This is a genomic window from Vibrio sp. Makdt (assembly GCF_027587015.1).
In the GTDB taxonomy this organism is placed as follows: Bacteria; Pseudomonadota; Gammaproteobacteria; order Enterobacterales; family Vibrionaceae; genus Vibrio; species Vibrio chagasii_B.
In genome coordinates this window covers 190,724-216,221 of record NZ_JAPPTH010000005.1, presented here as the reverse complement: position 1 = coordinate 216,221, position 25,498 = coordinate 190,724, and the positions used below count along the sequence as shown (strand labels likewise).

Genomic DNA, 25,498 nt, shown 5'->3' with positions numbered 1-25,498 from the left:
TCTATTTTGAGAGTTGATAGTAACTGGAAAGACTTAGTAATGATGAAGGGTTGGTGAGAGGCTCTTATGGTCCCAGCTACAAGCGGATAGGGCGGTTGATATTGCGTGCTTGATCTTCATGCGATCAGCAAATAGACCACCCCAAGTTTCGACATCGGAACAATCGGCAACTTCGGTCAACTCCTGAATATCCACAAACTCTGTCATTTGAGTAAGATCGTGAAAGGTGAGCGTACAATACGCACCAAGTGGGTTCCCTCTATTTCCAGATAAATTGTTAAAGTTAGAGGCGCGGTGCCTAACTCCTCTGCTGGAGTCCAATTCGAAGATATCAGTACTATAAACCACATCAGCTTTAACGTTTAGCAAGCCTGCATTGTCATAACATCGCTTCAGTTTGCCGTTAACAGTCTCTCTAACGGCCACTGACAGTTTATTGCTCCCATCATCGGTCAATGGTAGCAGATAATGAGAACCGTTAATTGGGCTCAAATCAGCATCTTGTGAGGCGGCATCGGAACTACATATATACGCTAAGCGACTCACTTCATTGATTTCGAGATGTCGGCCACCAGCCAGTTCAGCCAGAGCAAAACACAAATAGGTCATTTGAGCATGGAAATTGCGACGCCACACGGGGCTTACAGCCATCAAATAGTCCTCTCGGGAACTAACTACTTTCGATGCTGAAAGAAAAGCATCATGGCTAAATAAATCTTTGCGAAACTGAATGAAATTGCGCAGTTCGTGTATTTCTTGAAATTCAGTGAAATGGCCTGGTAATAAGGCCCGATCTATACGCTGCATTGCTCTGTAAAGTGAGGTTTCAAATAGCATCGACTGAATCAAGCGAATGTCAGTAACTCTGTCCATCGATAGGATGCTCAACACCTCATCTGTGGAAATGTAACCGTAAATGGGTTCGCCTCTGTACTCACCACTGAAGATGCAGCCTCTAATAGTTGAGTTAGAAGCTGTCCCGACTTTTTTAAGTGAGTGAGCATCAAGTGCCACCACTTCATCATAGACGAGAGAGTGTTTAATAACAGTAAGGTGGTCGGTAGAGTTACGAACGAATTTGATGCCGTCTTCATTCACAACTGGGATCACCTTATATTGATCTAGCATACATGCACTGAAGCTTTTAATGTCTTCACACTGGCTGGTAATGCGATCATAAGCCTCAAACCCAAAATGCTCATTGTGCTTAAACTCAGAGAGTTGAGTTGAGTTAAATAAAACCTGCATGATGGCGTCATTAAGAGTGAATGACTTATGAAGATCCATGTCTTCGAATGCGGAAAAGTTCATCGGCGGTACTTATTAGGAAATTGTACCCACCCGGGATGGGGGGTACATAGTCACAAGGAATAATTAGCTAAACTTGAAGTAAATAGGGCGCTATTTTTTCGCAGCTTGAGTTTCTGCGTCTTCTTTAGCTTGAAGGTCTTCAAGCGTTTTCTTCATTTGTTCGTTGTCACGAAGTGTTTCATCTTTTGCTGCTGCAGCAGTAAGAATGTCGGCTTTTGATTTTGCATCCAAGTGAATCATAGTGAAAACGCGAAATTCGCCAGTTTCAGGGTCAGGGAAATACTCACGTTTCACAATGTTGTGACCGAAAAGACCTGCTTGGTTGATTTGAGCTTCAATGTACTCTGTAGATACAACGTTATTGCTACCGCCTGAGTTTGAAATGTCATTTGTTTCAACTGACGTAATTTCAGTAGCCATCTTTTTAACTACTTGTTGCTCACCAAGCAGAACTGCGCGGTTAATTGCGAATTGCATGTCTTCATTTACCGCTGTAGAAACAGCGTAAATGTCACCGCGGGTAGATTGTGGAGGGTTTAGGTACCACTCAGGAGTTATGTTTAACAGTTCCATTGTGATGTTACGCTTGTTAATAATGTTTTGCTGCTCAGGAGTCACTTCTGGTGTTTCAATAACGACTTCTTCAGGAGCAGAAGAACAGCCAACTAAGCTTCCTGCAAGAAGAGATGTGGCCATAACTGCTGCAATGCGAGAGAATTTCTTATTCATGATGTTTCCTTAGTACAATTTTTTGATTTGATGTAACCATACCAACTAAGTCACCAACGGACGCTGATCGCCAGTGGAAATTATGACTCTCAGGCATGATTTTGTTTTAAGTTTCTGAAAATTATTTAGAAAATAATATATCATTTATTTTAGAGTTTCACTGAAGGTAACCTGCTCACTCCATTGAAATGCATCTTCGGTTGAGAACTTTATGGATAGTTCTTTTTGGGCTAGATAGATGAATACTACATCGTCAATCCCATGCTTTAAACCTAGTTCTTGAGTGCTCAGAGTAAGCTTTGAAAACATGGATAAAGCTTCTGATTTAAGTGATGTGTCACTTTCAGTAAATTGCGAAGTCATAGCCTGGAACGAGTACCAAGAGTCACCAAAGGCTCCGGAAATTTGTTCTTCAGTAATCATAATTCATCTAAAACCTATCGTTGTTGCAGATAACGTCATGGGGCCTAAATTGAAATAGCACCAAACTGAACCGCTAAAAATGAGTACGTAGACGAAAACTTCCATAAGCCCATTGCGGATGATTGGGATGCTGAACCTTCGCCTATATGGATAGAGTAGTGGCACCCCTTTTGGGGTGATTAGGTCGGATAATATGTGACTCAAATAACCCAATGCAAGACAAGGGACTATAATCGCTCCATTGTAGAAAGTATTTACTGAGAAGTAATACCCTACATAGAACATACCCGCTATCGCAATTAGGCTATGGGTAATACCTCTATGGCCGAATATTAACGAAAGAGGGTAACTGACTATCTTTATCTTACTACCAAAAGTCGACTCAGGTGTATCGATATCAGGCAACAGAGAGCCGAAAAGAGTTAAGAACAAGCCTACATACCAGAGTACAATGCCGGAATTAAAAACCGGATGCTCGGGCAATAATGTTGCAGCATACAGGTATGATGCTGCACCAACTGCTATATGTCCTGTTACTCTCATTTTTTCTCCATTCTGGGACGCCTAAAGAATTTGAATGCACTGGGCATTGTTGACCATATCATTTACGCTACACAAGGACTCAGATCGCTCATTGTTGGATCGTTGTGCAATTGAAATATTTTGTAAGTTAAGGGGGAATTAATCAAATAACTTTCCCTTAAGGTACTAAAAACTATGACTCAAGCACGCAACCTATCATCAGGCGTTCAAGTGAAAGCAATTGAAATTAACCCTTCAGAGCTTTCAAAAAACGAAATTACCAATATTAATGAGCAATGGGCCATTGATGAATGTAAAAAGCGAGACATCTTGCACTCATCAATGAGTGGATATGGAATTTCTGTGGGTAAGGAGGCGATCAATGATTCGAGTATGCTTCTTCTTCACCATTTCATCAACTTCAAGACATATGCCGCGGATCAATGTTCCAACTATGGGTTGGTTGAGTGGTTGCGTCAGGAGACTTACGACGCAATTAACTCAGGAGAGTTGATCGGAGTTCACGAGTCTCAAAAAATGGTCAAAGTAAAATATCGTTCAATGTTTTGGGTAATAAGCGGATTGAATGAAGAAGACCTAAAAGGTACCGTGAACGTCGACAAAAACAAGTTGACCCTTCTAGGCATTAAGTCGAGCGTAGATGAAGATGTTCGATATTTTCATACTCATAATAGCCAAAGCACTTACGTATCGATTCACATTCTAAATCGTCTAAGTACAAGGGCGTTGTCGGTATTCATTGATAAAGGCCTAATGCTAGGAAAAAACATCTGTGAATTCATCATGGAAGCATTGGATAGTGCAAAAGTTGAATGCTCTCTGGGTGAAGACAAAGTGAAATTGAGTTATCATGGATTAAACCTCATCGCTATCGATTCAAGCAAAGGACGTAAACTCATTACGGTTCTTAGCTAAACCACAGTGGAATAAAGTAAATATGAAAAAGAACCTATTAGTTATAGGCGTGTCTTCTATCATATTGTTTGGTTGCGACTCTTCTGAAAACGTATCAGGTACCACCAAAGTATCTGAAGCATCAGAGCCAGTTGAACAAGTTGGAACGGAAATGCCGGCGCTAAATAAACACGTTATCCCAGCTAAAGATATTATAGAAATTAACGCGTTCTATGACTCAACATCGCCTGATATGCTGAGAACTGCAACGGCAGAAAGTGTGAAGTTTTCCTATTTGAGTAGTGGGCAACGTATTGCTGCAGAACCCGTTACACTTGAGCAGTTGAATCGTACAAGTGAAGGTGTATGGAAAGCAGTGTTTGTTGGTAACGATATCGAATATATGATCCCGTTGACCGAATTTTCAGGAACTGTACATAATGGAAAAGAATTGCAGGTGGTAGTAAATGAAAAGGGCGACTACTTCATTATTCCTAGCATTAGCTAGCTTTTGGTCAAGCGGTGCAATTGCATTTTCCTATGACTCTTACACCCAGATTCTTGCTGCAGCTCAAAGAGCGGATAAACAGCTGGTGGCTGTAATGGCACCGAGCGAAGATATCAACTTTCATAGTTATCAAACGTTGCCATACAATCCTAATAAGCTGCATGCTATATACTCAAAGTACGGAAGGCATATTCCGACAGAGGTTAGACAGGTTTTAAGCAAGAAAGGCTATGACCAGACTCAATTTGTTCTTCGGTCTGGAGGGTTTGGTAAGGTTCTGATCAATAACATCCCTAACGCTTACGCTGAACTTTATCAGGCAGCTAAAGCGGAGAAGGAAATCGAGATAAAACTGGCTTTAACAGCGTACCTGACCCATTTAACTGTCCAGTCATACCAACCTATTTCCAAGGTTGTTTTCTTCGACCACAGAGAGTTTTCGCGTGGCGACGGTGGTGGTGCGCAGTACTGCTTATTCAAAGCTAAAAACACTAGCCCTAAATGCAGATACAATTTGAGGCGGTACTGGTTCAGCTATCTTGATGGGTACACGTTTGATGTAGAAAGCAATTTACCACCATTACCAATAGAAACAGTTATTGAAAATGCAGCTAATCAAAGTGTATACGCTTACTCAGTGAGGCCATATACAATACCTTCCCCTGCTTATCGCGAAAAGACCTTTGATGTACTGAGTAATCAGGCTGACCTTGCAGCCTCGCACATTCTATATTTATGGCGCGATATTTTCACAACTTATTAGAACCATCACAACAATTTCGACCGTCTCTTACACCATTTGCATATTTTAGTAAGAGATGGTCTTTTTCCCCAGTGAGCCGCTTAAATAGCATACCTTCTGAAGTAGCACTACATCCCCGATGAATAGAGACCAGATAACTTCACTTTGTTGTATCAACAAAAGGCTCAACATGCGCTTATGCCCTTAGGGTAGTGGTTGGCAGATCACTAACTGTGAACCATTACTTTCGAATTCTAGACGATATAGTGAACTCACATTAACCGAATAGGAACAATGCAATGTATTCCAAGCCAGAAGAGATAAACCAAGAAGTCGAATTCATTTCAGTCCAAATTGTCATCCCAAACTGCAGAGCCTATGGCATCACTGCGGAGAATATGGATGAGGCAATTTTCTATAGCCCAATAACTATCACGCACAAAAACGGAAATAGCGTGAATATTGAAACTGGCCCGAGTAATTCAGTTTTTAATCACGACACGTTGGTAGTTGTGCAAGAAATCCAAGGATACTCTCGCGATTTTGACGGTGAAGGGGATGAGTTGTTAGACGATGAGATGAATGAACTTTCTCAACTTAAATTTGAATCATCACTGTTTCCAGATACTGATACCATCAAGGATGTTGAATTAAAATCGATTGTCCATATCAACATCTTCAACAATGGTGTGGAGCAACAAATCTCAGTGGACATGCATTGTGATGACAATGACGTTAAATTGGAGCTTACCGATGCTGAGTTACTTAAGGCGGCTAAGTCTCTTGTAGCGTTCGTTGAGTATTCGGTGTTCGATTCACAAGACATTGAAGCAGAGAGTGCCATTTACTTTGCTTTGGAAATGATGGCTTGCTATCACGGCTTGGATCGGTTGAGTCTTGACTCATCGGTAGTTATCAGCTCTTTCATTAAAGAGCTAACCCGTTCAGTTGAGCAATGTGAATTGTTAGACGGGTTTACTAAAGAGCAATGGCAGGAAGTATTATCCCTCTTACCAACTCCTATAATCGATAGTGACATCGACGGTAATAGTGGCGAGATGATCTTTGAAAGTACTCCAGAGGTTAAGTTGTGAGTGAACGACAATACATTTGGGTGCCAAAGGCGGACGCGGTTCCGGTGCCTCAGCTAACTGCTCCCCGCCCAATTGCTCTAGACAAACTCAATCATAAGCCCAAACGCCTGTGGAGCATAAACTACTTTTTTAACGAACATATCCGTCCACCAGCCAATATGCCTCTCGTACACCGTGACACGGCTATATTGGAAAGTGAGGTGCATGATTGGTCAGTGCGAGGTAAACATCTCTTTTACAGAGGTGTTTACAATGAGGGCGGTTGTTGGATAGCTCTTGAGTATTAAAGCGCCCATAAGCCTCGTAGAAGAGGCTTTCAACTAACAAAGACTGGTTCTGTAATGCTTGAAAAAATACCGTATAATGGTATTTTATTAACCGCTCACTCTGAATGTTTGGTAAATGAAACTCAAATAGGAATTAAGCATCCTCTTTAACCCTGTCTAAACAGAGCAGTGATCAAGCTAGAATTCAGCTAATGGAGCAAGTCGATGAAGTATTTATTGAATTACCTTTTTAAAAATCCAGCTGAAACACAATTTCTAATGGGTTTTTTGATAATTGTTAATCCTGGGGCTTGGCAAGAAACAAGCGTTCTATTTTTTAACGGTTGGTTCGGAGTTGGGTTGGTGGTCGCGTCTCTATGGGCTGGTATTGCTCCCACTATTTTGAAACGCATGGGAATTAGTGAGTCTTAAAATTTCTTCTTTCCGGTTAAGTTCAGATTCGACTATATCACCATGCCGGTATTCTTCACGTAGTTCCACATATAGAGGCTCTATGAAAGTCAAAAAAATCAAACTGTATCTTGGCACTTTACTCATTATTATGTCGCCTGTTTTGTTCTTGAAAGGAACGAATAGATTTGGTGAAGCCTACGACTCTGCCTATCAAGCAATTATCGAGTATCGCCAAGATGGCCTAACATCAGCCGATGCTTTGTTATGTAACTCTGGTAGTGACGGAAAGATATCGCATCAAGAGAACGGCGTATTCATCAAATGGGTTATGGCCGAGAAGGGGGTTTATATGATCAATAACTCTGATAGCGACAAAAACATCGATGCTAAACAACGGTATTTCGAGATGATGGATGAGGTTTGCGCCGGCTTCAATGAGTTACTAAATTAAAGATACATTTAGAATCAACATCTGAATCAACAATCATGTTTTTTAAGAATCGTAAATGTATTGTGATTTTTATGGGTATATCACGTACAGAGGAAAGTAGATGAAATTGTTTGATCGACAACAAATGTTAGGGGTAATAGCCGGGTCGGCTCTGTGCGCTTATGTACTAAACAATGATTATCTTAGTATGTTGATTAGTACAATCATGGGTGTTGTATTGGCTCACGTCCTAAAAGCATTCGTTCAACTATTACAGGCAAAGAAGAGCAGCGGAGGCGAGTAATGGTAGACGTAAACAGTCAGGGTGTTCATGACGCCTACAAGCGGCTTAGCGAGGCATCATTAGGTAAGCATACGAATAACGGCAAGTGCGAAGTTAATACACAAGACGTTCTTACCATCCTAATGGCCCTTCGGTTCACTAATGGAAAAATCCCGGAACCGGCAAACAACAAACTTAAGGCTACCAATCCTTAAGGACGTCAGCTGGAGTGGGCCGAATAATTCGGCCTAGAATCATTAACCTTTTCCCGTTCCATAGCAGACATACCACAAGAGGCTGTTGCGCTGCTAGATATGAATGCATAACCCTTGATTAACCAGGTGATCAGTATTAGCGCCATTACCAATTTTTACTGGAGCATGAAATGGACACTCTTTTATTAAATGACATCGTAGAAGATTTGAGCATTGGTGAGTTTTCTCGCTTTCGCCAACTAAAACAGACCGAAATGCTTTACGTTGCACTGCTAGCGGATAAAGTAGAGCTCCTTGAACATGAAGCGTACAATAGGGTTGATGTCAGCCTAGTTAAAAGTGCCTTTAAGTTCGGCTATCAAATGGGAATAAGAGATTCAGAGAGCGCAACAATCTTATCTGAGGAGGACGCGTGGCCCGAATACTTAGCGGAGTTTGTTAAGCATTTCGGACGTGAACTTGATCATGTCGGTTCGTCTATTGGTGGGCAAATTGATAGGGAAATGCTAACTGGCGCTCAGACAAAAGTTTCCCGCTCGGATGACAATTACTATATCCCACCTAGTAAACCACTAAATCTCAAATAAAATGAACACAGAATATGGATTCTACAGTACAATTTATTAAAGAAAGACTGCTAATTTTGCTGGGTTTTTTACTGGTACTGACTTTGATTATAATTAAAACCTATTCCAATTGGGAAATCAGTCACACCGGCTTTGCTATGGCATATACATTGCAACCTTTAACAATGGCACTGCTTGGTTTTTTGCTATTTGTATACAGAAAGAGCGAACTCTACCTTTTTTCCCTTACAGCCGGCGCTCTCTTGGAAGCATTGTACATCCCAACATTAATTATCCTCCTCGACTTAAATAATATATAGAGAAAAATATGACGCGTTTCGTGACAGTAGTGTTTGCAATAGAAGATGATGAAGAGTTCAAGCCAGTAATGAGCAACTTTTCTAAGCAAATGGCATCGTTTGATGTGGGAAACCCGCCCCCCGTAGGTGTCTGTGCTATCTCGCTGACTAATGAAATACATAGAATGGAATTAATAGAGGAAGCACTTAACTCTAATGATGATTTCAAAGCCCAAGAGCTATTATCTGCAGTCAACCTCCCGGAGCGACCTTTAAAAACTCTTACTTCTGCGTAAGTATTAACATGGTTAAGCTGACTTAGATGTTAGCTATCCTCAATCCAGATACCGTCCATTCTCGTAAAGGAAAATATGACAATCAAACGATTAGTAATCGTACTCGTAGCGGTCGTGAGCTTCACAGGGTGCGATGTGGCTGAAATGGTAAGTAACCAAGCTGTTGATACTACAGTATACCTGCCACCAGCGATAGAACTGCAAATTAGCGTTGAGGAGGTAGCCGTTGTACATGGTTATGACGACTGCCCACAAGAGGCTATCAATTGGTGGGGTTCTCCACCAGTGAAAGTTTACACCAAAAGCTGTGTCAAACTAGAACCCGACACAAATCAAATAAAAGTTGGCCTCCAATTGGAAGGTCAGTACGTAATTGAAACTTGGTTGGTAGAGCATACTGGTGATGCGGTTACCCTAGCTCGAGAAAACGGCTTTCAAATTCGTGAACCATCAAAATAGAAAATACGCAGTGCAAACTAATAACTTTAAATAGAAAAAGGTACTCATAGAGTACCTTTTTTTGTGTACGTCGACCTTACTTTGAAGGGGGGGGCGGCATCCGGCTCGAAATCGTGTCGACTAGACGACTTATAGGCATACTCTGAATCCAAACGGTACCAGTGCCTTGTAATGTGGCCAAAAACAAGCCTTCGCCGCCTAGAAACATGCTCTTTAACCCAGAACCCGCAGCCTGAATGTTCATATCTATACCTGACGTGAAAGCAACTACGCACCCGGTGTCGACTGAAAGTGTTTGATTATTGAGTTCTCGTTGAGAAATGTAGCCGCCAGCGTGAAGAATTACACGACCATCTCCCACGATACTCTGCATGATAAACCCATCGCCACCAAAGTAGCCTGACCCGAATTTTTTGTTGAAGGCGATACTAATCTCGGTACCTTTCGCCGCACATAAAAAAGCTTCTTTTTGACAAGTTATTCGCTGGCCAAACTGGTTTAGGTCTATGTCGATCACTTTTCCCATGTGAGCCCCAGAAAACCCTACCTTGCGCTTGACTGGTTGAGTGTTCGTGAAGTGCGTTAGAAAAATTGTCTCTCCCGTTAACATTCGCTTGCCAGCACCAAGTAACTTACCAAAAAGCCCTTCACTCGCTTCAGAACCATCGCCGAGCTTTGTATCGAATCGAATACCGTCTTCACAAAATACCATCGCGCCGCCCTCGGCAACGACAGTTTCATTCTGATCTAATTCAATTTCGACAAGCTGCATGTCATCCCCATGTACAAAAACGTCAATCTCATGGCATTTTTTCATCTAATTTCCCTTTCTTTTTTGAACTTAGTTTTCTCTTTCGCAATTTTGCGATGATTTTTTTAGATAAGAGCGTGTTAATTCCAATAAGGACTAGCAAAGATACAAAGCCAACCCATGGCCCCTGGGACTTGAAAACCATGTAGAGTCCATAAAACATTGAAGAAAGGACCACGTAGATGATAACCAGTCTAACTAACGGCATGGAAACCCTCCTCATCGCATTTTGTTTGGGTATCAATAATGTGGAAAATCTCTTCCAGTTGACCATGACTAGAAAAGCCTCCAATGAAAAGCGAGGTAATTGCTCCCATCTCAATGGCGAAGCTGTCAGAAACTAGGATGGCCACTGCAGAGATAAAAGCCATGAACATAAAGATTGCTAACAGAAACATGGGTTTGAAAAGCTTGGCGCTCATTGTAATCCTTTAAAATGGCGGTAAATTGGAACAGTTTAATTAGGAAACAGCGCTTGACCTAAGAGAATGATCCCGTTTAGATCTCTATCGTGAGCTTTTGAATACTAATAAAGGTATTCTGATGCTGAGTTGTCATGAACTACGCAACCCCGTTTCGTACTAACTCCCTTACACCCGCTCGAACTCTTGCTTTCTGCGATCGTATGCAAAAATTAATTGTTGAAACAGACATGATGTACTGCTGAGAATCAGAGAATCCCCCCACTCGAATTAGATAACTGATGCGTTTTTGCCTAGCACAACTATGTTTGAAACGACGGTGAGCGGCAAGACAGTGAAAGAGGTAGCCTATCTGCGCGGCGCCTATGGCAATAGTCATAATAATGAAAGCTGCTCTCATTACTTCGATGTCATTCATATTCTATAAGTTTTGGTAGATGTAGGGAGGTAATATCATTTTGGCATGATCATTACAGTTTCTTCATTCTACAGCGAATGTTAGGACAAAGTAAGGTTCATACCTCATAGAATTCAACTTACACCAGATGGTCACATAGGCGAGTGGTATATCCGATGATCAATTAATTCTCTGATTAACTCGGCAAAAGTAGAAATGCACTAGTGATTATGGACATATCCAGAATCATACGATAGATCGCTACTGGTATGATTATATTTATACGTTTTGAGAGGTTATAATTGACCAATAATCAATTGTTTACCACACATCGCAACTTGCGATGCGCAATGTGCGATGCGCGTGTTGCGATGTTTAATGTTGGTGGTATACTAGCCTAGAGCAAAAACACAGGATATTGGAATTATGCGAACGGACCCATTCCCAAGACGAGTTGTTACAGGCCGTTTCTTTTGTAATAGAACCAAAGAACGACAAAAGTTAAGCACATTGCTTCTTCGTGGGACGCATTTATGGATTCAAGCCCATAGGCGCCATGGTAAAAGTAGCTTGCTAGAACAAGTAGGTGAAGACATTACCGCCGAAGGTCATGACATCACATTGCAACGTTGCCATATTTTGTTTAATAGCGGTAAAGAAAGTTTGATTAAACAGCTACTCAAAAGTACATCTGAACTAATGGGTCAAGTTGCCAGTATACAAGCTAATAAGAATGGTCACACAAAGGCTGATTCGGTGATCGATTACATCAAGAGCAAGTTCGCTAAAAGAGATATAGTCGTTAAGCTAGAGCGCGGGATGCCCAGTATATCCTTCGATAAGCTAACTGAAAATATGTCGCTGGACTCACTGCGAAGCGCTATGAATGAGTTAGATGAATATGCTTATGAGTCTGATATTCGAGTTGTGTTTATCATCGATGAGTTTCAGGAATTGGGCAAAACGGAAGGTGGGATTGAAATTGAGTCCGCAATTCGACACCAACTTGAGCAGTCTAAGGCAATCACCTTTGTTTTTTGTGGCTCAGAAAGAGCACTTATGGCACAAAGCTTATCAGACCAACGACGACCGCTCTATAACCACACCAAGCCGTTCCCTATCAATAGAATAGCAGCAGAACATTATAAGAAACATTTTGATCTCTTAGCTCTGGAAGAGTGGGGTAGCCCATTACCCAATGAAGTTACCGACAAGATTATCAGCTTGTCTGAATGCCACCCCTACTATGTGAATTCAATCTGTAGTGACCTTTGGTTGCTGCCGGACATGCCAAAAGTTGAAGATGTTGAGGATGTTTGGCAAGAAGTGATTGAGATGGCTGAGCGAGAAGAGAAAGGTCTGATTCTGAGCTTAAGTACTAACGACAAAAGGCTTCTATCTGGTATTGCCAAGGGCATTAATCAGAAGCTTCATTCAAAAGACTCATACACAAAAATGGACCTTGCCCCTAGTTCACTAAGGCGTTCAGTCGACTCATTAATAAAGAAAGATTTGATTGAGGTCTCGCAGAATGAAACCTATCGCGTCATCAATCCAGTTATTGCTGAGATTGCACGGCGTCATGGTTAATTGGTTATATCAACCTTAGCGTTTACATAAACTATGAAAAAAACTACTAATAAATTTCGAAACATGACAATTCTCCCAAGTGGGAATTATCAGCTGAAATTTAAAAAAGAGAGACAGGATTATCAGTTGGTCGCTGGAGATCTTAAATCAGCTCTAAAAGCGCGGAATAAAGTGTATCTAACTACTAATTATCGCCCGAATTTTCTGTTCGTTAAATTCTTTGACTTGACTGTTTTAGCTGACGATATAGGAACAGAAAGAAGTGGCAACATTTACCATAGATTTCAAGTACACAGCAGGCTATTGAGTAATAGAAAATATAGGCCAAAATCATTTAGGTCCAAAGTTGATGCGGAGTACTTTACAAAAAAATGGTTGATTAGCTATAACAAAATTGCCGCGGTCTACAACGGTTGGAGAGAACTGGCGTTTCTACAACAAATTGAGCTTGAAGTTGATAATCTAACACCAGCGATAGAAACCAAATTCGACGAAGCATTGTGGAATAAAGCTGCAAAAGAGGTCTTTGGCAACAATATCCCCAAATATTACGAAGGTGAAAGCCATTAGAAGAACTTCGGTTTCTTTTTCTAAAATTAAAACCCTATAGCTGGATCAGCAAGAAGGAATTTGAGATGGCGAGTCCATTGAAATATCAGTTAGACATTGATGGTAAATACATAGGTTCAGTTACTCAAATTTGGCACTGGTATGGTGAAATGAAAGGGACTCTAATGGCTTTGTGCAATCACAGTGATTATACCTCTGATACTAGAGTCTACATCGATGACTGTAATAACGTTGTGGAAGGCTACAGCTATTTAGTTAACCAAGACACAAACATCAATGTTACCCAAATCGACCCCAAGGATATATAGATGGACAAAATTAAATTTTTAGCTGATATCCGAATAAACTTCGGCGATAAGGCAGTGGCGTTACACCGAAAATTATGGGTTAAGTACGGTGAACCAAAGTGTGGGAACTCTAGAGCTACCTACATTTCCAAAAACTTCGTATTTAAACTGCCCATGTCTGAAGAAGGCGCTTATCAAAACGAGGAAGAGTGTACCTTACTATCAGATGACTACTGGCAGTTCGCTAGAACAAAGTTGATTGACGCTGACTCCGCTTTGATATGTATGGAACGGGCGGATCATGCTTCCTACAATACAATTATTGAAAGGTTAGGCCACCTCCCAGATTTCGTTAGCGGTATTGATTGTTCCCAGGTGGGCTTTAATCGCAAAGGCCAACTGGTAGCTTACGACTTTGCTTCAACATACTAAATTGATGCTAACAATGGCTGTATAGGCTCATTACAGAAGTTAGAAGGCTGGCCTATAAATTGACAGAGGCTAGATCGGAAATACTTGTTTAAAGGGCTATTATACGAATTTATGGACACAACAAACTAGTAAATACTCGAATGTCGGGAAGAGGTTTTGAATGACAGATAACACCATTAAAATACCAAGTTCTTTCGCAAATGGAACAACAATTGAGTCTATGTACCAAAGCTACTTAAGTGACTTATTTGAACACCTCCGTGATCGTGGAACGTTTACACAACAAGATGCAGCAGTGGTTACCGCGGTTTTCAGTGCCATGGTAATAGCGTTCAAAGCTTTACGTAAAGAAGAAACTGTTCAAGTGATTATGAAGGCGGCAAGAATCATTGAGAGCGACTGGAGTAAATTAGAGCAGCAGCTCGGTGAGGTTTACCAGCATCTCGGCGAATAGAATTTTCTAGAAACCTGAATGCTAGTCGTTAGTAAATCATAGGGGATAATGATTGATGTTAGAACGTCTAAGTCGATCTATCAGCGGTAACCAGCAGGAGTAGGCAGATATGCAAAACATGTTTGAAATTATTGGCGACGGAAAAACAGTCTGGGTAAATAACATTAATGGTGACTGTATAGCACGCTTTGGGGTCCTAGGAATTGACATCCATACGAGTTCAGAAGAGCAGATCAACGGGGCTCCTCAATGTCTTTTTTGTACGCATGAAAGAACTGATGTTAATGATTGGGTAGTATTTAAAGACAAGGTTAAAGAGTTGTTCGACATAGATGTTCCAGAAAAGCTATCTCCATTCGCTGCCGCAGACCATACATCGCCACAAGCCTGCTAAGGTAAGTTCATGAATAACAATTCGAGTAGCAACGATGTTAAATCATGTAAGTATTGCAAGGAAAACATCGTTTCGGGTGCCAAAAGGTGCCACCATTGCTCTTCGTGGCAATCTCTAACAGGCAGTGTATCCAGATCGGCAGAGATTCTTATTCTGGCCTCAATTGGAATCATATTGCTTGTTAATGGGGTCCTTAAACTAAATGATATGGCTAGAACAGATTTAGCGTCGTACCCCCCAGCAGTTCAAAAGGTTGTTCTAAAAGATTACCCAATCAACAGAGGTGATGGGCACTTCTTATACAGCTTAGATTCTATTAACGTATTCAATGTATTGGAAGCTAGAAGCAAAGCAGACCGGATTGTTAACGAAGTAGCAAAGTTTGGAGGAGTTGACGTTGCGTTGTGTGTCTACGTCCATCGAGAGAGCTGCGAGATATTTGAAGTTAAAGAAGACCAACAGGACGTAATAATAATCACTAAACCGGCTGGATTTAGTCCCGATATTCTTGACTACTTTTTTGAAAAACTTCGTCATCATGCTCCTAGTGATATGACTATGATGGTCACTGACGTCAATACCTGGACTGTCCATTTTAAACAGATATAGAAGAGGTACCGATATGGTTGGAACAAAAAGGCTAGTCTGTAGCATTGCATGCTTATTGATGGCTTACCAAGCTGAATCTGGTAATGATTTACTTGGAGTTGGCGAAAGCAATTTGACTAATTTCCTAATAGCTATAGGTGCTATGTCTGCACTAACAGTAATGGTGCAAAACAGCTTGTTTGGAGGTAGGAGCTCAGAACCGGAGTAATACTCGCTGAACAAAGTAGAGTGGTTTAATTACTAGTGCGCTCAAGTCGAGAAGTTGCTTTAGACCCTTAAATTACAGGGCTAAAGATGATACCAATGGCATTAATGAGAGGTAGAAAACAGAATCTATGGCTTATGAATGGAAAAGTATTAAGGACAAAGAGCCACCGAGCGATGTACCGGTAATGTGTAAGTTGCAACATTGGTTCACCGAAGGTGTGCAAGAATACGAAATGATTCGCGTTGAATCTTCGGATCACAGTTGGATAACAGCAGATGATCGCTCAGAACTAGATTTTAATTGGAATGTAATTGAGTGGTTAGAAACACCAGAAATATCAGCACTTTCAGATTAGGAAAAACATTAACAAATCATTATATGCTCTAATAGTTCCGATCCTAACTCTGCTTGTCTCTAAAACTTGGAGTTAGGTTCGTAAGTGATTCTGCTGAACTAATTCCTAATGCTTTGAGGCCCATCTCTGAATCTTGAGCCATAGTGGTTCGTCGTTGAATAGCTAGGATAAAAAGAGGAAATATGATCAAGTTGTTAAACGAGGAATTCTACTTTCATGGAACAAGGGCTGAAAGATTTAATAATTTCGATATAGGTAAACTAGGTACGGGTGAAGGTGCCCATGCGGCAAATGGCATCTACTTCGCGACATCTCTTAAAGGAGCTCGAAACCATGCAAAATACAGAGCGTGTCAGTTAGGAAACCCTTTAGTCTATGTCTGCAAAATGAAGCCCCACGCGAAGATTCTAACCTTAGATAGCTCAATCAAAGAGCAGAGTCCATGTGCGCAGGATTTATGGAGCAATTTACCAGTGTGGCTATCGACCAAAGAAGGTAAAGATTGGTTTTTTGAAATCGGTTCAACGCCAGAATCATTGGTGAACCACAGATTACCAATGATCGATGAAAGACAACGATGTACAATGCTAAAAAATTTCGGCGTGGATGTTTTACGAGACTTTGAAAGTGGGGCGTTTTGCGACAGTTATCTGCATGGCCGCTCTCACTTAGTATTAAATGCAGATGTAATTGAAATCGTGGATGTCATTGATGTGAATTCTATTCAAGGCGATCTATATGACTCAGTTCAACTTAGCCCTTACATGAAATAAAAACATCCCCACTTACTACAAAGAGCAACTGGGGACTCGGAATATTCAACTCTTATTCGTCATCTACATCTAGCCAGTTCTGATAGACTTCGACAAAGTTATGGCCAAACGTGAGTTCGTTATCGTGGACATATTGAAGGAACGCGGAGATTGTCGCCCATTGCTCAGAAGTGAAGTCCTCTTCAAGAATGTGACAAAGTTCTTCTGGGTCGTAGCTGCCAGTCGTCTTTACTGCCTTACGAATTAATGTTTGTACCCAATACGGTGGAATTAATGAGCTCATCTGCTTACTCCATATTTGAAAGATTGATTCCGAATAAATTGTACCAACCGAAGATTCAATCCAAGTGATCGCCAGAGTTCACAATCGACCAGTTTAGAATGCCAGATCGACAATGGTTGCACGATAACCAGTGATTTCAGTTGTTAATATCTCCCAGGTTAACCAATATATAATAAGGTTCTTAAAAACATGACGATCACCTACATTCACTTTGTTGTACTAACTTGCTCATTGGCAGTGCTAATCCACTTTCTACGTGGTATTGAACGTAAACTGTCAGTAGTGATTCTTGATGGCATTGCCAAGGCGCTATGTACGGTTGCTGGGCTCATGGCGGCATTAGGCCTTAGTCATAACTTATTTGGTCTAAACTTGGCGTCTTGGGTTGAATATTCATTTGAGAGCAAGGAGCAGGACTTTACAGTGGGTCTAATATATGTGGCTCAGTTTGTGGGGGGGATTTTAGCCTTGTCGTCTATGGTCTATGGTACCGTTAAGCTTGCTGAAAAGCTTTTTAGGAAATCGAATAGTAGAACTTAAAGGTAGAAGCGATGACTGATAGAAAAAGTAGTTTTGAATGGGTGAGAATTAACGCTTACCAATCACAAATCATACCGCCTCGTTTTATGAGAAAGCTAATGGGGCGTTCACCGATTCATAGAGCATGGTTACAAGGGGTGACTGGTTCATTCTTAGTGCCAGTTTTAGAACGTAAATAGGTCCGAATGCTTGCTTGTGATTTCACCATCTAAGTAAAATTGAGACTGAAATACTGAAGCCAATTCTCATTTTGAAAGGGGTTTCCGTGGTAATTTCAGCACACAATATCCTTAAATAGCAAAAGTTTAGGATGACTTTAGACGAATTTGCCGAGGGCTAATCATGAAATACCTTTGTGTTTTTTTAATTACAGGTCTGGTGATTCTGTGGGCATATAACGCGCTTACTACAATGGAGTGCAATCCAAGGGATGTCCTTTGTGTATCTGAAACTGCTAAGTAGATATAGTTGTATCGGCGGATAAAAGATTGAAACTTTCCTATTTCCGAAGCTCGTTTCTATCGTGGCGATCAGAATATTATTGTAACAATAAAGATCGAAACTTAGGTTCTATCAACAAAGCCACCAAACAAAAGCGTGACAACAAAGTTTGATACCACGTTTTCCCTTAGATTTGTGCCACTTAGAAAAGCGTACTATAGTGGTAACGAACGGTCATATTCCTGCCGAATAGGCAGCTAAGAAAATTACTGCTGAATAAGTAGCTGATATACATTGACTTAAAGCCTTCGTGACCGTTCAAGCGGCTGTCAATGTCCCTGCCGAATAGGCAGATAAGCGCAAAGCCCGATCTTATGATTGGGCTTTGTTGCGTTTGTAGCCCATAGATATGACCAACCTCGTTTTCCCTTCTTATCTTCAATCTCAATTTTATATTTACAATAAGGTGCGATTGTGCAAAAGTGCATTTATGCAATATCGCATTTTTGCACTTTGAGAGAGACGTTATGATCACTAAAGTAGGACAGGAAATTTTAACGGAGTTGAGTTCGGAACAGGCAATGGATGTCGCAGATAAAAAATGGTGGTTTGTCTTTAAAGACGTTGGCAGCATTCCACATTTTCTTTGGTATTTGTTTAAGGCGTTTGCAAGATCGCTCTTTGTGTACTCGACAAGTGTGTTGGTGTTTGGCGTTGCCATATTAGATGAGCACAGTATGCAGATGCTATTGTCTCAATCGATAGCTGATACTATCGACACCAAAAATAACGCTATCCAATTCGCATTCTATTTCATCACTCTATATACAGGATATTCCTCGTACCGTTATTGGAGTAATTACCAAAGTATAAAGCAGCAATATCAATCAGATAATGAGCTTTTCTATAATGACCAAAAACTCCAAATTGAACTGATTGAAGAAGTATTAAGTCGCCACAATCTGATTGACCGAAAGGACGCATAAGATGAGTGATGGATACAAAGGACTGAGCGTGTCGGCAGTCAAAGAATTGGTACAGAGTCCCGACAAGACACTCACCGCAAAAGCCAAGCCCTACAGTGGATCGGGTTACGTGTTGAACATCATCGATGGTCAACAGACGTTTATTGTCGCGTCTTACCGAAGCAACATGAAAGTCTATAAACGCGCTGATGCGCTACTCAATGACGCGAAAGACATGGGATTTGAGTCTGTCACGTTCGAGCTGTAGCCCCAATGGGCACACCTCCTTGGTGCGCCCGTTTTCCCCTAAACACAGTCCCCAAAAGGTGTTAACGTACTTCAACACAGCCAAGCGCTGAATGTGTGTATTTTCCCATTCTCAATAGGAACGGCACACATGAACAAGGCCTAGGCGCAAGCAAATACTCTTACCTCTCACCAAGTAACCAAGGTATTTAGCCGAATCAGGCTAATGTCTAACCCTCACCAGAAAGCCGCGATCATAGCTCTATCTCTCAGCGGCCTACGAGTTACTGAGCTGTCAAAGGTCGCAGTTTCTGATCTTGTAACTAAGCGTGGCGATATTCGAAGCGAGATTGCTTTGAGAGCTGCGATAACGAAAGGATGCAAGCCAAGACCTATTTGGTTGTCGGAACGCACTAGAAAGATACTACAAGCTTATATAGACCACAGATTAGAGCGAAAACAGGGCGTATCGATTAGAGAAGAGTATCAAGGATTAAACGCTTCAAGCTCTTTTATCCTCAGTGCTAAAGGGTTTCCATACTCACTCAAAGCAAAACATAGAGTGGCGCATGACGGCACTGTTAAGACCTACTATGCAGCAGATAGCGTCGAACTATTGGTACGCGAGATATACAAAAATGCGGCCTCAAAGGTGCAAGCTCTCACAGCGGAAGAAGATCGCTAGCGTCCAAGTTAAATGCCTCTAATGTCCCACTGAAAACAATAGCTCGTACACTCGGACATAGTGAGATTCAAACGACTCTTGTTTATATCGAAATAACACCATCGCAACTTGAAGAAGCGGCAATATTAGCGTTATAGTAGTACGCATTGAGTACCTATTAAGTTAGTGAGAGATAAATGACTCAAAAGGAATTCCTCAACAATGCCAAAGCTAAACTAGGCGTTACGTGGGACGAACTAGCCAAGCAATCAGGCATTAAACCAAGGGCATTTAAAACCTATCGAATGCCTGAAGATTCAAAGGATTACAGAACTATGCCCGACCTCGCAAAATCAGCAATAGAAAGGCTATTGAAGTAGTCATATTGGTACGCAATGCGTACTATATTGTATATATGTTAAGCATAAAGAAAGGGAAAATATTTTGCCAACAGTAAAGCAGTTAATCGTTACGATTATTGCCCTTATGATAATCATGTCCATTCTCGTTGGGGTAGGAGTTTCAATTTGGGGTGATAGTTTCAACATTAAAAAGTTCGGCCCTGTAAGTTTCATTACTGGATTGGCAGTGTTTTATTTGGTTGATAGGCATTTCGGTAATAAAGGAAAACTTGGAAAGAAAAATTAATATTCAGGGAAAATATGTATGCCAAATCATAAGATTAAACTTGAATTATTAGCATTAGCTATAGGTTTTATCATAGTAGGATTTCTAACTTCTCAACCACTAAATCTCGACTTATCTAAGACAGTTAGTGACTGGTCGCAGATGGGAATTAAGATCCCCTTATATGTATTTTCAGGCTGTGTCATCCTTACTCTAGGGGGCGCTGTTGCAAAAAATTCGAAAGAATGGTCTCGGATGATTTGTACTGGTGGCTTTTACTTGCTGCTAAACCCTCTGCTAGCTCTTGTGAGTGCGGTAGAAAATGTCAGCGGGTTTCTTGCTGTAGGTTCAATAGCCTCATTATGCTGTTTTTCATATCTTACAGCAGATCTAATCACGAACCGACTAGGCATGAAATCAAAGTGTAAGCACTAACGAGGGGAAACTAGAAATGATGATTATTACGACATACATTACGCTTCAACTAGGTATTGCAATCTTACTTGCCAACCCTATAGGCAGCCCACTGATTTCATTGATAAATTTCATTGCTGTGTATCTACTTTATTTAAAAGTACGACCATTCATAATTCAGCACATTCAGAACCAAAAAGGTTTCGAAAAGCTTGTGACTATCCTTAATGACAGCACTAGAAATATGTTCGGTGCAAAATATTTTGGGTCATTTGTTGATAAGCAGATTCTAGCAACATCAAAAGATGCTCAAAACGATGATCGAAGTAAAGATATCGCTGCTTATGTTGGAGCTGATTTTTATCTTTCTTTATTGGTTTTTGCTCATGCTGTGACACCTGCGTTAATCATTACTTTATTGTTTTTCTAACTAAGGGGAAACTTCATGACTACAGCAGTACTACTAACTATCTTCATTGCCATGTCAGGTAGTGATGTTCAAGTAATACCAGTAAAAGAGTTCTCAGATAATACCGCTTGCGAAGAAGCGGCAAAATTATTGGTCGAACAATACATTGATATGACAGATGGTATGTCAGTCAGTAGAAGTGGCGAAGGTCGCTCAAAGCTTGTTACCGGTTCCTACTCTTGTGACGTAATACCGAGATAATCAAACTAATAGGGAAAATTGATGCTTGTTGATTATTGCAGTAAGTGTGGTGAATCAATCTACTCTAGCGATGAAGTGGTTCGCTCCGAAGAAGGAAGCTTTCATTATGAATGTACCGATGAAGGTTATGAAGATACTCACGGTACAAGTGCCAAACAAAGCGATTAACGGGGGAAAAATGGCCGTGAGATCAAAGGTAGGATTCACGTTACAAGCGTTAGGTATAGCCGATTTGTTAGCTTCGGCAGTTATCAAGCTACCATTGTTCTTTCCAGTTTTCGGCTTTGGTGCGCTTTGTGTCGGGGTGTACAAAGTGATTATTAAGCAATAGAGGGTAAATATGGAACTAAAACAAGTTTTTTCAAGTATCCCAGAGGGGGGTAAAAGTAGAGTGGTTGATTGAAGACGGACTTATTAAATGGTCTGTTACAGAGAAGCCAACTGACTTTGCTCTTGATGCCGAGCGTTCACTTTTGGAAAAATTAAATGTTGCGTCATTGAACGCAGCAAAAAGTGGTGAACAGGTTTTCGTTAAGTCTGATATTACACAACTTAAAAATGCTGATTTAAGTGAATCCGTTGTTAGCAACACAGCACTCAAAATCAAACTGAGAGACTAACGAGGGAAAATATGGACGCAAAAGAGCGCATGAATGAAATGGCAAATATCGTTGATTTACCAACATTCATTTGGCTGTGTATCTGCGGCCTACTAATAGCAGCTTACATTTTTAACTTCAAAAACAAAAGTTAGGATAACGTAGGGGAAAAGAAAACCATGAAAAAAGCGTTGCTTATAACAGCTGTGTTTTTCAGTGCAAATACTGTAGCAGACACGATACAAGTTGACAGGGATACGTTTTGTTCCATGTATGAATCATTGTTAGCCTCCAATGGTTTGATGGAAGCTGCTGAAATGGTAGAGCTAGATAAACACCTTTCTGGTTACAACCATACTAAAACAGATATTTCTCAAATTATCTCTGTCGCTGAAAAACAATGGGGGGATGAATGCATTGGAGTTAAGAGGGTTGAGGTATCGGAGAGCGACATAATCAGGGATTCGGTACAATTCAATGACGAAAACTTTCAGCCAACTGCTGAGCAAGCCAAAAGGCTTGGCGCTTTAGCCGCTGAGTGGGCGCAAAGAAAAGGCTTTTTCCTTGATACAACCGAGATAAACAAGCAGATAGAACAGCTACAAAGCGAGATAAGAGCAAATAGTTCAAATTAAGGGGAAATGAGCCATGAAATAAGTATTTGAACCACTTAATGCCCTTCTGTACATTTAATACCACAAGGGAACACTATTCACCGTGGTCCAGCAATTCCAAAGTACATTAAATCTTCTCTATTGCGAGAGGTTGAAATTCCAGCCTGTTTAATTCAGAAAGGGATGATTCTCTCATTTCAAATGCCTGACCTTGAGTTTCACGTCGAAATAAAAGTGATCAATTACTCATTAACTAAATTATCGTCTGATATAGTTTGCACTTATCGCGTAGATGACTTCACTGAACTTGGCGTCTTTAATAAGCAAGAGTATTTCGATACGCTTGTTAGAAAACTTATAGAAGACGGATGGCAGTTACCTCAAGATAACGAATAAAGAGAAAGTACGTGACCGAATATGAACAAGCAATGTAGGATGAAAGCAAACAGCAGACTGAAACACGTTGGTAGATCTCAATGCTCGGTAAGCTATTGGTGATGTCTGATTAGTAGAATTAACCTACTAACAGGCATCAACGGTATTAGCCATGACTAACAATGTACCACCCCAGCTCGCATACTCAGAAACTCCAACATTTTTACCTGAATCACATTACAAATACGTACTTGAGCAAGTTCAAGGTCAGAGTGATTATTGGGCATCCAGAACTTCGAAGAAGGAAAGTTTGTCTAAAGGACAAGTGTTCACACCTTTGGCCATGTCGGTTCAACTTTCTTCAATGTTACCGGATTCATGCATTCCTATGGATGCTTGCTCTATAGCTGACCCCGGCGCGGGTACCGGTATTCTATCAGTTGCTATGGCAAGTAAAATTGCTAATAGCGGTCGTTCTCCACAATTGATGATTAAAGGGTTCGAAACAGATACTCGACTTAAGGACTCATGGGACTTGGCATGGGAGCTATTTGAGAAACGAGGCCTATTGAGCGTTAACACCGAACTCCACACAGATTTTACGGAAGACGCTGAAAACCTGCTAAAAACAGGTGAAATTCATGGAATGACGAAGCCAAAGATAATTCACTCGAACCCTCCATATCAAAAGTTAGGTAAATCGACATCATTAAGTAAAGTGCTTACGGCCAACGGCGTGCCTGTTACCAATCTTTATGCTGCATTCCTTGCCTTGTCTGTATGTTGGTTAGAAGGTGGGGGTGAGCTCCTGGCTATTGTTCCAAGAAGCTTCGCATCTGGGGACTATTTTAAAGGTTTTCGCGCTTGGTTAAGTCAGCGAATGAGTGTTGAACACATAGTTCTCTACCGCGACAGAACCAATTTCCAAAATGTACTGCAAGAGACAATTCTCATACGACTAGTTAAAAAATCAACTCAGACTAGTGACGTTCGTATCACTGTTATGGATACGCCAACTTCAACGCCAGAATACGACTTACTTATGCCTGCTCGCGAGATCATTATGGACAGTGGTTGGTGGATGCCTAGAAGCAAGTCAGATATACGACTGGTCAACATTAATAGAAATCGAAAGCACACCCTAGAATCTCTAGGTTTGACCGTCAGTACGGGAAAAGTCGAAATGCACCGCTTAAAGGGAACCATAGAGAGCACGGTATTGTACTCCAAGGACTTCGACAATGATGGGAATTTAAGTTGGGCGGAATTGAAAAAACCAAGGAAGGTAAATGTTGAGCCTAAACAAGTATTGGAACTACCAAAGGTAGGTTGCTACGTAGTTTTAAAGCGTATCAGTTCCAATGATGGTCTAAAGCCACAAAGATTATTTCCTTGCTTGATCTCGCGCGAATCGACAGGTCTGAAGTCATTAGCGCTAGAAAACCATGTCCAGTATCTGCATAACAATGGTAAGCCACTAACGATGGAGCAAGGTGAAATGCTAATCACTTCCCTGCAAAGTCAAGAAATGAACGCTGTCATACGAAGCATCGGTGGTACGACACAGGTCAATAAGAGTGATTTGGCTCAACTAAGGTTCTAGCGATAAATGTCCATATAAGTGGCTTATATGAAGCTCCACAAGGTTGCCTAGACATCTTTGTACAGCAATTTAGATTACTACATCGATTGATATTTATACAACGATTTAGAAAAACTCATGTATAACCTGATCACAATAGTAAGAAGGCTAATAATTAAACATAGGGTGTACAATTTTTTGAAGATGAAATAAATAGGTGCTCCAAATGAGTGAATTGATATTCGATAGTGGCTTTAAGTCGCGGCGAGCAAAGAAAGGTGTGAGAGTTCGTGTTTACCGAAATCTCAATAATGGCAAATTTAGTGTTTTGCAGTGGGATCGCAGTGAAGAGTTTGATCCAAGTCAGCACGGGAAAGTGGTAGGGCATTTTAATTCAGTTGTGCTCAATTGCCGGGCATATGATAAAAAAGTCCACGTTATGAAAGGCGGCCAGAAACGAGCGAAATTAGAAGGTGTTAGGAATGTACACCTTTATTTGTACGGGGAACTAGAATTAGCAACCAACAGTGATTTGCCATATCAGGGTGAGCAGTTGACTTATAACCCTTTTGTACATGAGACATTGGTAAAGGTGAATACAGGAGAAGCTTGGGAAAGCCTGCACACCGGATGCAAAATTGTACTGACATCAGGTAAAGCGTTTGCTATTTAGGGGTTTTCCGTACGGTCAGTTGCTCGGCACT

41 protein-coding genes are annotated in these 25,498 nt (G+C 40.9%); 34 read left to right on the top strand and 7 right to left on the bottom strand.

Going from position 1 to position 25,498, the window contains the following annotated elements:
• Positions 1-33: 33 nt before the first annotated feature.
• From OH460_RS08740 to OH460_RS27435, 4 genes are all read right to left on the bottom strand, one after another.
• A complete protein-coding gene (locus tag OH460_RS08740) occupies positions 34-1,311 on the bottom strand; it encodes a recombinase RecT (protein ID WP_269996694.1) in 1,278 nt (425 codons plus the stop codon).
• Positions 1,312-1,401: 90 nt separating this feature from the next.
• The gene (locus OH460_RS08735; RefSeq protein WP_269996692.1) at positions 1,402-2,040 is read right to left on the bottom strand and encodes a hypothetical protein; all 639 of its coding nucleotides are present in this window, start codon (positions 2,038-2,040) and stop codon (positions 1,402-1,404) included.
• Positions 2,041-2,184: 144 nt separating this feature from the next.
• Positions 2,185-2,463 carry a hypothetical protein gene (locus OH460_RS08730; RefSeq protein WP_269996690.1) on the bottom strand — a complete coding sequence of 93 codons (279 nt, stop codon included), beginning with the start codon at positions 2,461-2,463 and terminating at the stop codon, positions 2,185-2,187.
• Positions 2,464-2,466: 3 nt separating this feature from the next.
• The gene (locus tag OH460_RS27435; protein WP_443088677.1) at positions 2,467-3,006 is read right to left on the bottom strand and encodes a metal-dependent hydrolase; all 540 of its coding nucleotides are present in this window, start codon (positions 3,004-3,006) and stop codon (positions 2,467-2,469) included.
• A 174-nt stretch (positions 3,007-3,180) separates the two neighbouring features.
• Between OH460_RS27435 and OH460_RS08725 the strand changes: the two genes are divergently transcribed.
• The 10 genes from OH460_RS08725 (at position 3,181) to OH460_RS08680 (ending at position 9,472) form a co-directional block, all read left to right on the top strand.
• Complete coding sequence (locus OH460_RS08725) at positions 3,181-3,921, top strand: hypothetical protein (RefSeq protein ID WP_269996688.1); 741 nt, start codon at positions 3,181-3,183, stop codon at positions 3,919-3,921.
• A 22-nt stretch (positions 3,922-3,943) separates the two neighbouring features.
• Positions 3,944-4,408, top strand: a complete 465-nt coding sequence (locus OH460_RS08720; protein WP_269996686.1) for a hypothetical protein — start codon at positions 3,944-3,946, stop codon at positions 4,406-4,408.
• Positions 4,368-5,171, top strand: a complete 804-nt coding sequence (locus OH460_RS08715; protein WP_269996684.1) for a hypothetical protein — start codon at positions 4,368-4,370, stop codon at positions 5,169-5,171. Before OH460_RS08720 ends, OH460_RS08715 begins: the two co-directional genes overlap by 41 nt.
• Positions 5,172-5,449: 278 nt before the next feature.
• Entirely contained in the window at positions 5,450-6,244 is a 795-nt protein-coding gene (locus OH460_RS08710) for a hypothetical protein (RefSeq protein ID WP_269996682.1), read from the top strand.
• Between the two features lie 491 nt (positions 6,245-6,735).
• Positions 6,736-6,942, top strand: a complete 207-nt coding sequence (locus OH460_RS08705) for a hypothetical protein (protein ID WP_269996680.1) — start codon at positions 6,736-6,738, stop codon at positions 6,940-6,942.
• A gap of 82 nt (positions 6,943-7,024) precedes the next feature.
• Positions 7,025-7,375, top strand: coding sequence for a hypothetical protein (locus tag OH460_RS08700; RefSeq protein ID WP_269996678.1), 351 nt, complete (start codon positions 7,025-7,027; stop codon positions 7,373-7,375).
• A gap of 647 nt (positions 7,376-8,022) precedes the next feature.
• Positions 8,023-8,439: a hypothetical protein gene (locus OH460_RS08695; protein ID WP_269996676.1), complete on the top strand. Its 417-nt coding sequence runs from the start codon at positions 8,023-8,025 to the stop codon at positions 8,437-8,439.
• Between the two features lie 14 nt (positions 8,440-8,453).
• Positions 8,454-8,738, top strand: coding sequence for a hypothetical protein (locus OH460_RS08690; protein ID WP_269996674.1), 285 nt, complete (start codon positions 8,454-8,456; stop codon positions 8,736-8,738).
• A gap of 8 nt (positions 8,739-8,746) precedes the next feature.
• Positions 8,747-9,013, top strand: a complete 267-nt coding sequence (locus OH460_RS08685) for a hypothetical protein (RefSeq protein ID WP_269996672.1) — start codon at positions 8,747-8,749, stop codon at positions 9,011-9,013.
• A gap of 75 nt (positions 9,014-9,088) precedes the next feature.
• A complete protein-coding gene (locus OH460_RS08680; RefSeq protein WP_269996670.1) occupies positions 9,089-9,472 on the top strand; it encodes a hypothetical protein in 384 nt (127 codons plus the stop codon).
• A gap of 76 nt (positions 9,473-9,548) precedes the next feature.
• Here OH460_RS08680 and OH460_RS08675 read toward each other — a convergent pair whose 3' ends face one another.
• Complete coding sequence (locus tag OH460_RS08675) at positions 9,549-10,289, bottom strand: TIGR00266 family protein (protein ID WP_269996668.1); 741 nt, start codon at positions 10,287-10,289, stop codon at positions 9,549-9,551.
• 188 nt (positions 10,290-10,477) lie between these two features.
• Positions 10,478-10,705, bottom strand: coding sequence for a hypothetical protein (locus OH460_RS08670; protein ID WP_269996666.1), 228 nt, complete (start codon positions 10,703-10,705; stop codon positions 10,478-10,480).
• A gap of 823 nt (positions 10,706-11,528) precedes the next feature.
• Between OH460_RS08670 and OH460_RS08665 the strand changes: the two genes are divergently transcribed.
• The 9 genes from OH460_RS08665 to OH460_RS08625 all read left to right on the top strand — a co-directional run bounded on the left by OH460_RS08665 (position 11,529) and on the right by OH460_RS08625 (position 16,774).
• Positions 11,529-12,692, top strand: a complete 1,164-nt coding sequence (locus OH460_RS08665; RefSeq protein WP_269996664.1) for an AAA family ATPase — start codon at positions 11,529-11,531, stop codon at positions 12,690-12,692.
• Positions 12,693-12,725: 33 nt separating this feature from the next.
• Positions 12,726-13,262 (top strand): hypothetical protein, encoded by a 537-nt coding sequence (locus OH460_RS08660; RefSeq protein WP_269996662.1) that lies wholly within the window; start codon positions 12,726-12,728, stop codon positions 13,260-13,262.
• Between the two features lie 65 nt (positions 13,263-13,327).
• The gene (locus tag OH460_RS08655) at positions 13,328-13,570 is read left to right on the top strand and encodes a hypothetical protein (RefSeq protein WP_269996660.1); all 243 of its coding nucleotides are present in this window, start codon (positions 13,328-13,330) and stop codon (positions 13,568-13,570) included.
• Positions 13,571-13,981, top strand: coding sequence for a hypothetical protein (locus OH460_RS08650; protein WP_269996658.1), 411 nt, complete (start codon positions 13,571-13,573; stop codon positions 13,979-13,981).
• Between the two features lie 160 nt (positions 13,982-14,141).
• Positions 14,142-14,435, top strand: a complete 294-nt coding sequence (locus OH460_RS08645; protein WP_269996656.1) for a hypothetical protein — start codon at positions 14,142-14,144, stop codon at positions 14,433-14,435.
• 109 nt (positions 14,436-14,544) lie between these two features.
• A complete protein-coding gene (locus tag OH460_RS08640) occupies positions 14,545-14,829 on the top strand; it encodes a hypothetical protein (protein ID WP_269996654.1) in 285 nt (94 codons plus the stop codon).
• A gap of 9 nt (positions 14,830-14,838) precedes the next feature.
• Positions 14,839-15,438 carry a hypothetical protein gene (locus OH460_RS08635; protein WP_269996652.1) on the top strand — a complete coding sequence of 200 codons (600 nt, stop codon included), beginning with the start codon at positions 14,839-14,841 and terminating at the stop codon, positions 15,436-15,438.
• A gap of 335 nt (positions 15,439-15,773) precedes the next feature.
• Positions 15,774-16,001: a hypothetical protein gene (locus tag OH460_RS08630; RefSeq protein WP_269996651.1), complete on the top strand. Its 228-nt coding sequence runs from the start codon at positions 15,774-15,776 to the stop codon at positions 15,999-16,001.
• 182 nt (positions 16,002-16,183) lie between these two features.
• The gene (locus OH460_RS08625) at positions 16,184-16,774 is read left to right on the top strand and encodes a hypothetical protein (RefSeq protein WP_269996649.1); all 591 of its coding nucleotides are present in this window, start codon (positions 16,184-16,186) and stop codon (positions 16,772-16,774) included.
• Between the two features lie 52 nt (positions 16,775-16,826).
• Here the strand turns inward: OH460_RS08625 and OH460_RS08620 are convergent, their stop codons facing one another.
• Positions 16,827-17,057, bottom strand: coding sequence for a hypothetical protein (locus tag OH460_RS08620; RefSeq protein ID WP_269996647.1), 231 nt, complete (start codon positions 17,055-17,057; stop codon positions 16,827-16,829).
• A 189-nt stretch (positions 17,058-17,246) separates the two neighbouring features.
• Between OH460_RS08620 and OH460_RS08615 the strand changes: the two genes are divergently transcribed.
• The 15 genes from OH460_RS08615 to OH460_RS08550 all read left to right on the top strand — a co-directional run bounded on the left by OH460_RS08615 (position 17,247) and on the right by OH460_RS08550 (position 25,467).
• Positions 17,247-17,597 (top strand): hypothetical protein, encoded by a 351-nt coding sequence (locus OH460_RS08615; RefSeq protein WP_269996645.1) that lies wholly within the window; start codon positions 17,247-17,249, stop codon positions 17,595-17,597.
• A gap of 11 nt (positions 17,598-17,608) precedes the next feature.
• Positions 17,609-17,776, top strand: a complete 168-nt coding sequence (locus tag OH460_RS08610; RefSeq protein ID WP_269996643.1) for a hypothetical protein — start codon at positions 17,609-17,611, stop codon at positions 17,774-17,776.
• Between the two features lie 789 nt (positions 17,777-18,565).
• Complete coding sequence (locus OH460_RS08605) at positions 18,566-19,024, top strand: hypothetical protein (RefSeq protein WP_269996641.1); 459 nt, start codon at positions 18,566-18,568, stop codon at positions 19,022-19,024.
• Between the two features lies 1 nt (position 19,025).
• A complete protein-coding gene (locus OH460_RS08600; RefSeq protein ID WP_269996639.1) occupies positions 19,026-19,271 on the top strand; it encodes a hypothetical protein in 246 nt (81 codons plus the stop codon).
• Positions 19,272-19,475: 204 nt separating this feature from the next.
• Entirely contained in the window at positions 19,476-19,934 is a 459-nt protein-coding gene (locus OH460_RS08595; protein ID WP_269996638.1) for a site-specific integrase, read from the top strand.
• On the top strand, positions 19,865-20,071 hold the full coding sequence (locus OH460_RS27430; protein WP_443088680.1) for a tyrosine-type recombinase/integrase: 207 nt from the start codon (positions 19,865-19,867) through the stop codon (positions 20,069-20,071). The genes OH460_RS08595 and OH460_RS27430 overlap by 70 nt, the downstream gene beginning before the upstream one ends.
• A 39-nt stretch (positions 20,072-20,110) precedes the next feature.
• Entirely contained in the window at positions 20,111-20,293 is a 183-nt protein-coding gene (locus tag OH460_RS08590; protein WP_269996636.1) for a hypothetical protein, read from the top strand.
• 64 nt (positions 20,294-20,357) lie between these two features.
• Positions 20,358-20,561 carry a hypothetical protein gene (locus OH460_RS08585; RefSeq protein WP_269996634.1) on the top strand — a complete coding sequence of 68 codons (204 nt, stop codon included), beginning with the start codon at positions 20,358-20,360 and terminating at the stop codon, positions 20,559-20,561.
• Between the two features lie 430 nt (positions 20,562-20,991).
• Complete coding sequence (locus OH460_RS08580) at positions 20,992-21,384, top strand: hypothetical protein (RefSeq protein WP_269996632.1); 393 nt, start codon at positions 20,992-20,994, stop codon at positions 21,382-21,384.
• A 15-nt stretch (positions 21,385-21,399) separates the two neighbouring features.
• Positions 21,400-21,624: a hypothetical protein gene (locus OH460_RS08575; protein ID WP_269996630.1), complete on the top strand. Its 225-nt coding sequence runs from the start codon at positions 21,400-21,402 to the stop codon at positions 21,622-21,624.
• A 25-nt stretch (positions 21,625-21,649) separates the two neighbouring features.
• Entirely contained in the window at positions 21,650-21,955 is a 306-nt protein-coding gene (locus tag OH460_RS08570) for a hypothetical protein (RefSeq protein ID WP_269996628.1), read from the top strand.
• A gap of 64 nt (positions 21,956-22,019) precedes the next feature.
• A complete protein-coding gene (locus OH460_RS08565) occupies positions 22,020-22,244 on the top strand; it encodes a hypothetical protein (RefSeq protein ID WP_269996626.1) in 225 nt (74 codons plus the stop codon).
• Positions 22,245-22,402: 158 nt separating this feature from the next.
• Complete coding sequence (locus OH460_RS08560; protein ID WP_269996624.1) at positions 22,403-22,858, top strand: hypothetical protein; 456 nt, start codon at positions 22,403-22,405, stop codon at positions 22,856-22,858.
• A gap of 526 nt (positions 22,859-23,384) precedes the next feature.
• A complete protein-coding gene (locus tag OH460_RS08555; protein ID WP_269996622.1) occupies positions 23,385-24,815 on the top strand; it encodes an Eco57I restriction-modification methylase domain-containing protein in 1,431 nt (476 codons plus the stop codon).
• A 205-nt stretch (positions 24,816-25,020) separates the two neighbouring features.
• A complete protein-coding gene (locus OH460_RS08550) occupies positions 25,021-25,467 on the top strand; it encodes a hypothetical protein (protein ID WP_269996620.1) in 447 nt (148 codons plus the stop codon).
• Positions 25,468-25,498: the final 31 nt, after the last annotated feature.

Coding starts and splice junctions, on each gene's coding strand:
- OH460_RS08740 (WP_269996694.1), bottom strand. CDS start 1,311: ATGAACTTTTCCGCATTCGAAGACATGGATCTTCATAAGTCATTCACT.
- OH460_RS08735 (WP_269996692.1), bottom strand. CDS start 2,040: ATGAATAAGAAATTCTCTCGCATTGCAGCAGTTATGGCCACATCTCTT.
- OH460_RS08730 (WP_269996690.1), bottom strand. CDS start 2,463: ATGATTACTGAAGAACAAATTTCCGGAGCCTTTGGTGACTCTTGGTAC.
- OH460_RS27435 (WP_443088677.1), bottom strand. CDS start 3,006: ATGAGAGTAACAGGACATATAGCAGTTGGTGCAGCATCATACCTGTAT.
- OH460_RS08725 (WP_269996688.1), top strand. CDS start 3,181: ATGACTCAAGCACGCAACCTATCATCAGGCGTTCAAGTGAAAGCAATT.
- OH460_RS08720 (WP_269996686.1), top strand. CDS start 3,944: ATGAAAAAGAACCTATTAGTTATAGGCGTGTCTTCTATCATATTGTTT.
- OH460_RS08715 (WP_269996684.1), top strand. CDS start 4,368: ATGAAAAGGGCGACTACTTCATTATTCCTAGCATTAGCTAGCTTTTGG.
- OH460_RS08710 (WP_269996682.1), top strand. CDS start 5,450: ATGTATTCCAAGCCAGAAGAGATAAACCAAGAAGTCGAATTCATTTCA.
- OH460_RS08705 (WP_269996680.1), top strand. CDS start 6,736: ATGAAGTATTTATTGAATTACCTTTTTAAAAATCCAGCTGAAACACAA.
- OH460_RS08700 (WP_269996678.1), top strand. CDS start 7,025: ATGAAAGTCAAAAAAATCAAACTGTATCTTGGCACTTTACTCATTATT.
- OH460_RS08695 (WP_269996676.1), top strand. CDS start 8,023: ATGGACACTCTTTTATTAAATGACATCGTAGAAGATTTGAGCATTGGT.
- OH460_RS08690 (WP_269996674.1), top strand. CDS start 8,454: ATGGATTCTACAGTACAATTTATTAAAGAAAGACTGCTAATTTTGCTG.
- OH460_RS08685 (WP_269996672.1), top strand. CDS start 8,747: ATGACGCGTTTCGTGACAGTAGTGTTTGCAATAGAAGATGATGAAGAG.
- OH460_RS08680 (WP_269996670.1), top strand. CDS start 9,089: ATGACAATCAAACGATTAGTAATCGTACTCGTAGCGGTCGTGAGCTTC.
- OH460_RS08675 (WP_269996668.1), bottom strand. CDS start 10,289: ATGAAAAAATGCCATGAGATTGACGTTTTTGTACATGGGGATGACATG.
- OH460_RS08670 (WP_269996666.1), bottom strand. CDS start 10,705: ATGAGCGCCAAGCTTTTCAAACCCATGTTTCTGTTAGCAATCTTTATG.
- OH460_RS08665 (WP_269996664.1), top strand. CDS start 11,529: ATGCGAACGGACCCATTCCCAAGACGAGTTGTTACAGGCCGTTTCTTT.
- OH460_RS08660 (WP_269996662.1), top strand. CDS start 12,726: ATGAAAAAAACTACTAATAAATTTCGAAACATGACAATTCTCCCAAGT.
- OH460_RS08655 (WP_269996660.1), top strand. CDS start 13,328: ATGGCGAGTCCATTGAAATATCAGTTAGACATTGATGGTAAATACATA.
- OH460_RS08650 (WP_269996658.1), top strand. CDS start 13,571: ATGGACAAAATTAAATTTTTAGCTGATATCCGAATAAACTTCGGCGAT.
- OH460_RS08645 (WP_269996656.1), top strand. CDS start 14,142: ATGACAGATAACACCATTAAAATACCAAGTTCTTTCGCAAATGGAACA.
- OH460_RS08640 (WP_269996654.1), top strand. CDS start 14,545: ATGCAAAACATGTTTGAAATTATTGGCGACGGAAAAACAGTCTGGGTA.
- OH460_RS08635 (WP_269996652.1), top strand. CDS start 14,839: ATGAATAACAATTCGAGTAGCAACGATGTTAAATCATGTAAGTATTGC.
- OH460_RS08630 (WP_269996651.1), top strand. CDS start 15,774: ATGGCTTATGAATGGAAAAGTATTAAGGACAAAGAGCCACCGAGCGAT.
- OH460_RS08625 (WP_269996649.1), top strand. CDS start 16,184: ATGATCAAGTTGTTAAACGAGGAATTCTACTTTCATGGAACAAGGGCT.
- OH460_RS08620 (WP_269996647.1), bottom strand. CDS start 17,057: ATGAGCTCATTAATTCCACCGTATTGGGTACAAACATTAATTCGTAAG.
- OH460_RS08615 (WP_269996645.1), top strand. CDS start 17,247: ATGACGATCACCTACATTCACTTTGTTGTACTAACTTGCTCATTGGCA.
- OH460_RS08610 (WP_269996643.1), top strand. CDS start 17,609: ATGACTGATAGAAAAAGTAGTTTTGAATGGGTGAGAATTAACGCTTAC.
- OH460_RS08605 (WP_269996641.1), top strand. CDS start 18,566: ATGATCACTAAAGTAGGACAGGAAATTTTAACGGAGTTGAGTTCGGAA.
- OH460_RS08600 (WP_269996639.1), top strand. CDS start 19,026: ATGAGTGATGGATACAAAGGACTGAGCGTGTCGGCAGTCAAAGAATTG.
- OH460_RS08595 (WP_269996638.1), top strand. CDS start 19,476: ATGTCTAACCCTCACCAGAAAGCCGCGATCATAGCTCTATCTCTCAGC.
- OH460_RS08590 (WP_269996636.1), top strand. CDS start 20,111: ATGACTCAAAAGGAATTCCTCAACAATGCCAAAGCTAAACTAGGCGTT.
- OH460_RS08580 (WP_269996632.1), top strand. CDS start 20,992: ATGATGATTATTACGACATACATTACGCTTCAACTAGGTATTGCAATC.
- OH460_RS08575 (WP_269996630.1), top strand. CDS start 21,400: ATGACTACAGCAGTACTACTAACTATCTTCATTGCCATGTCAGGTAGT.
- OH460_RS08560 (WP_269996624.1), top strand. CDS start 22,403: ATGAAAAAAGCGTTGCTTATAACAGCTGTGTTTTTCAGTGCAAATACT.
- OH460_RS08555 (WP_269996622.1), top strand. CDS start 23,385: ATGACTAACAATGTACCACCCCAGCTCGCATACTCAGAAACTCCAACA.
- OH460_RS08550 (WP_269996620.1), top strand. CDS start 25,021: ATGAGTGAATTGATATTCGATAGTGGCTTTAAGTCGCGGCGAGCAAAG.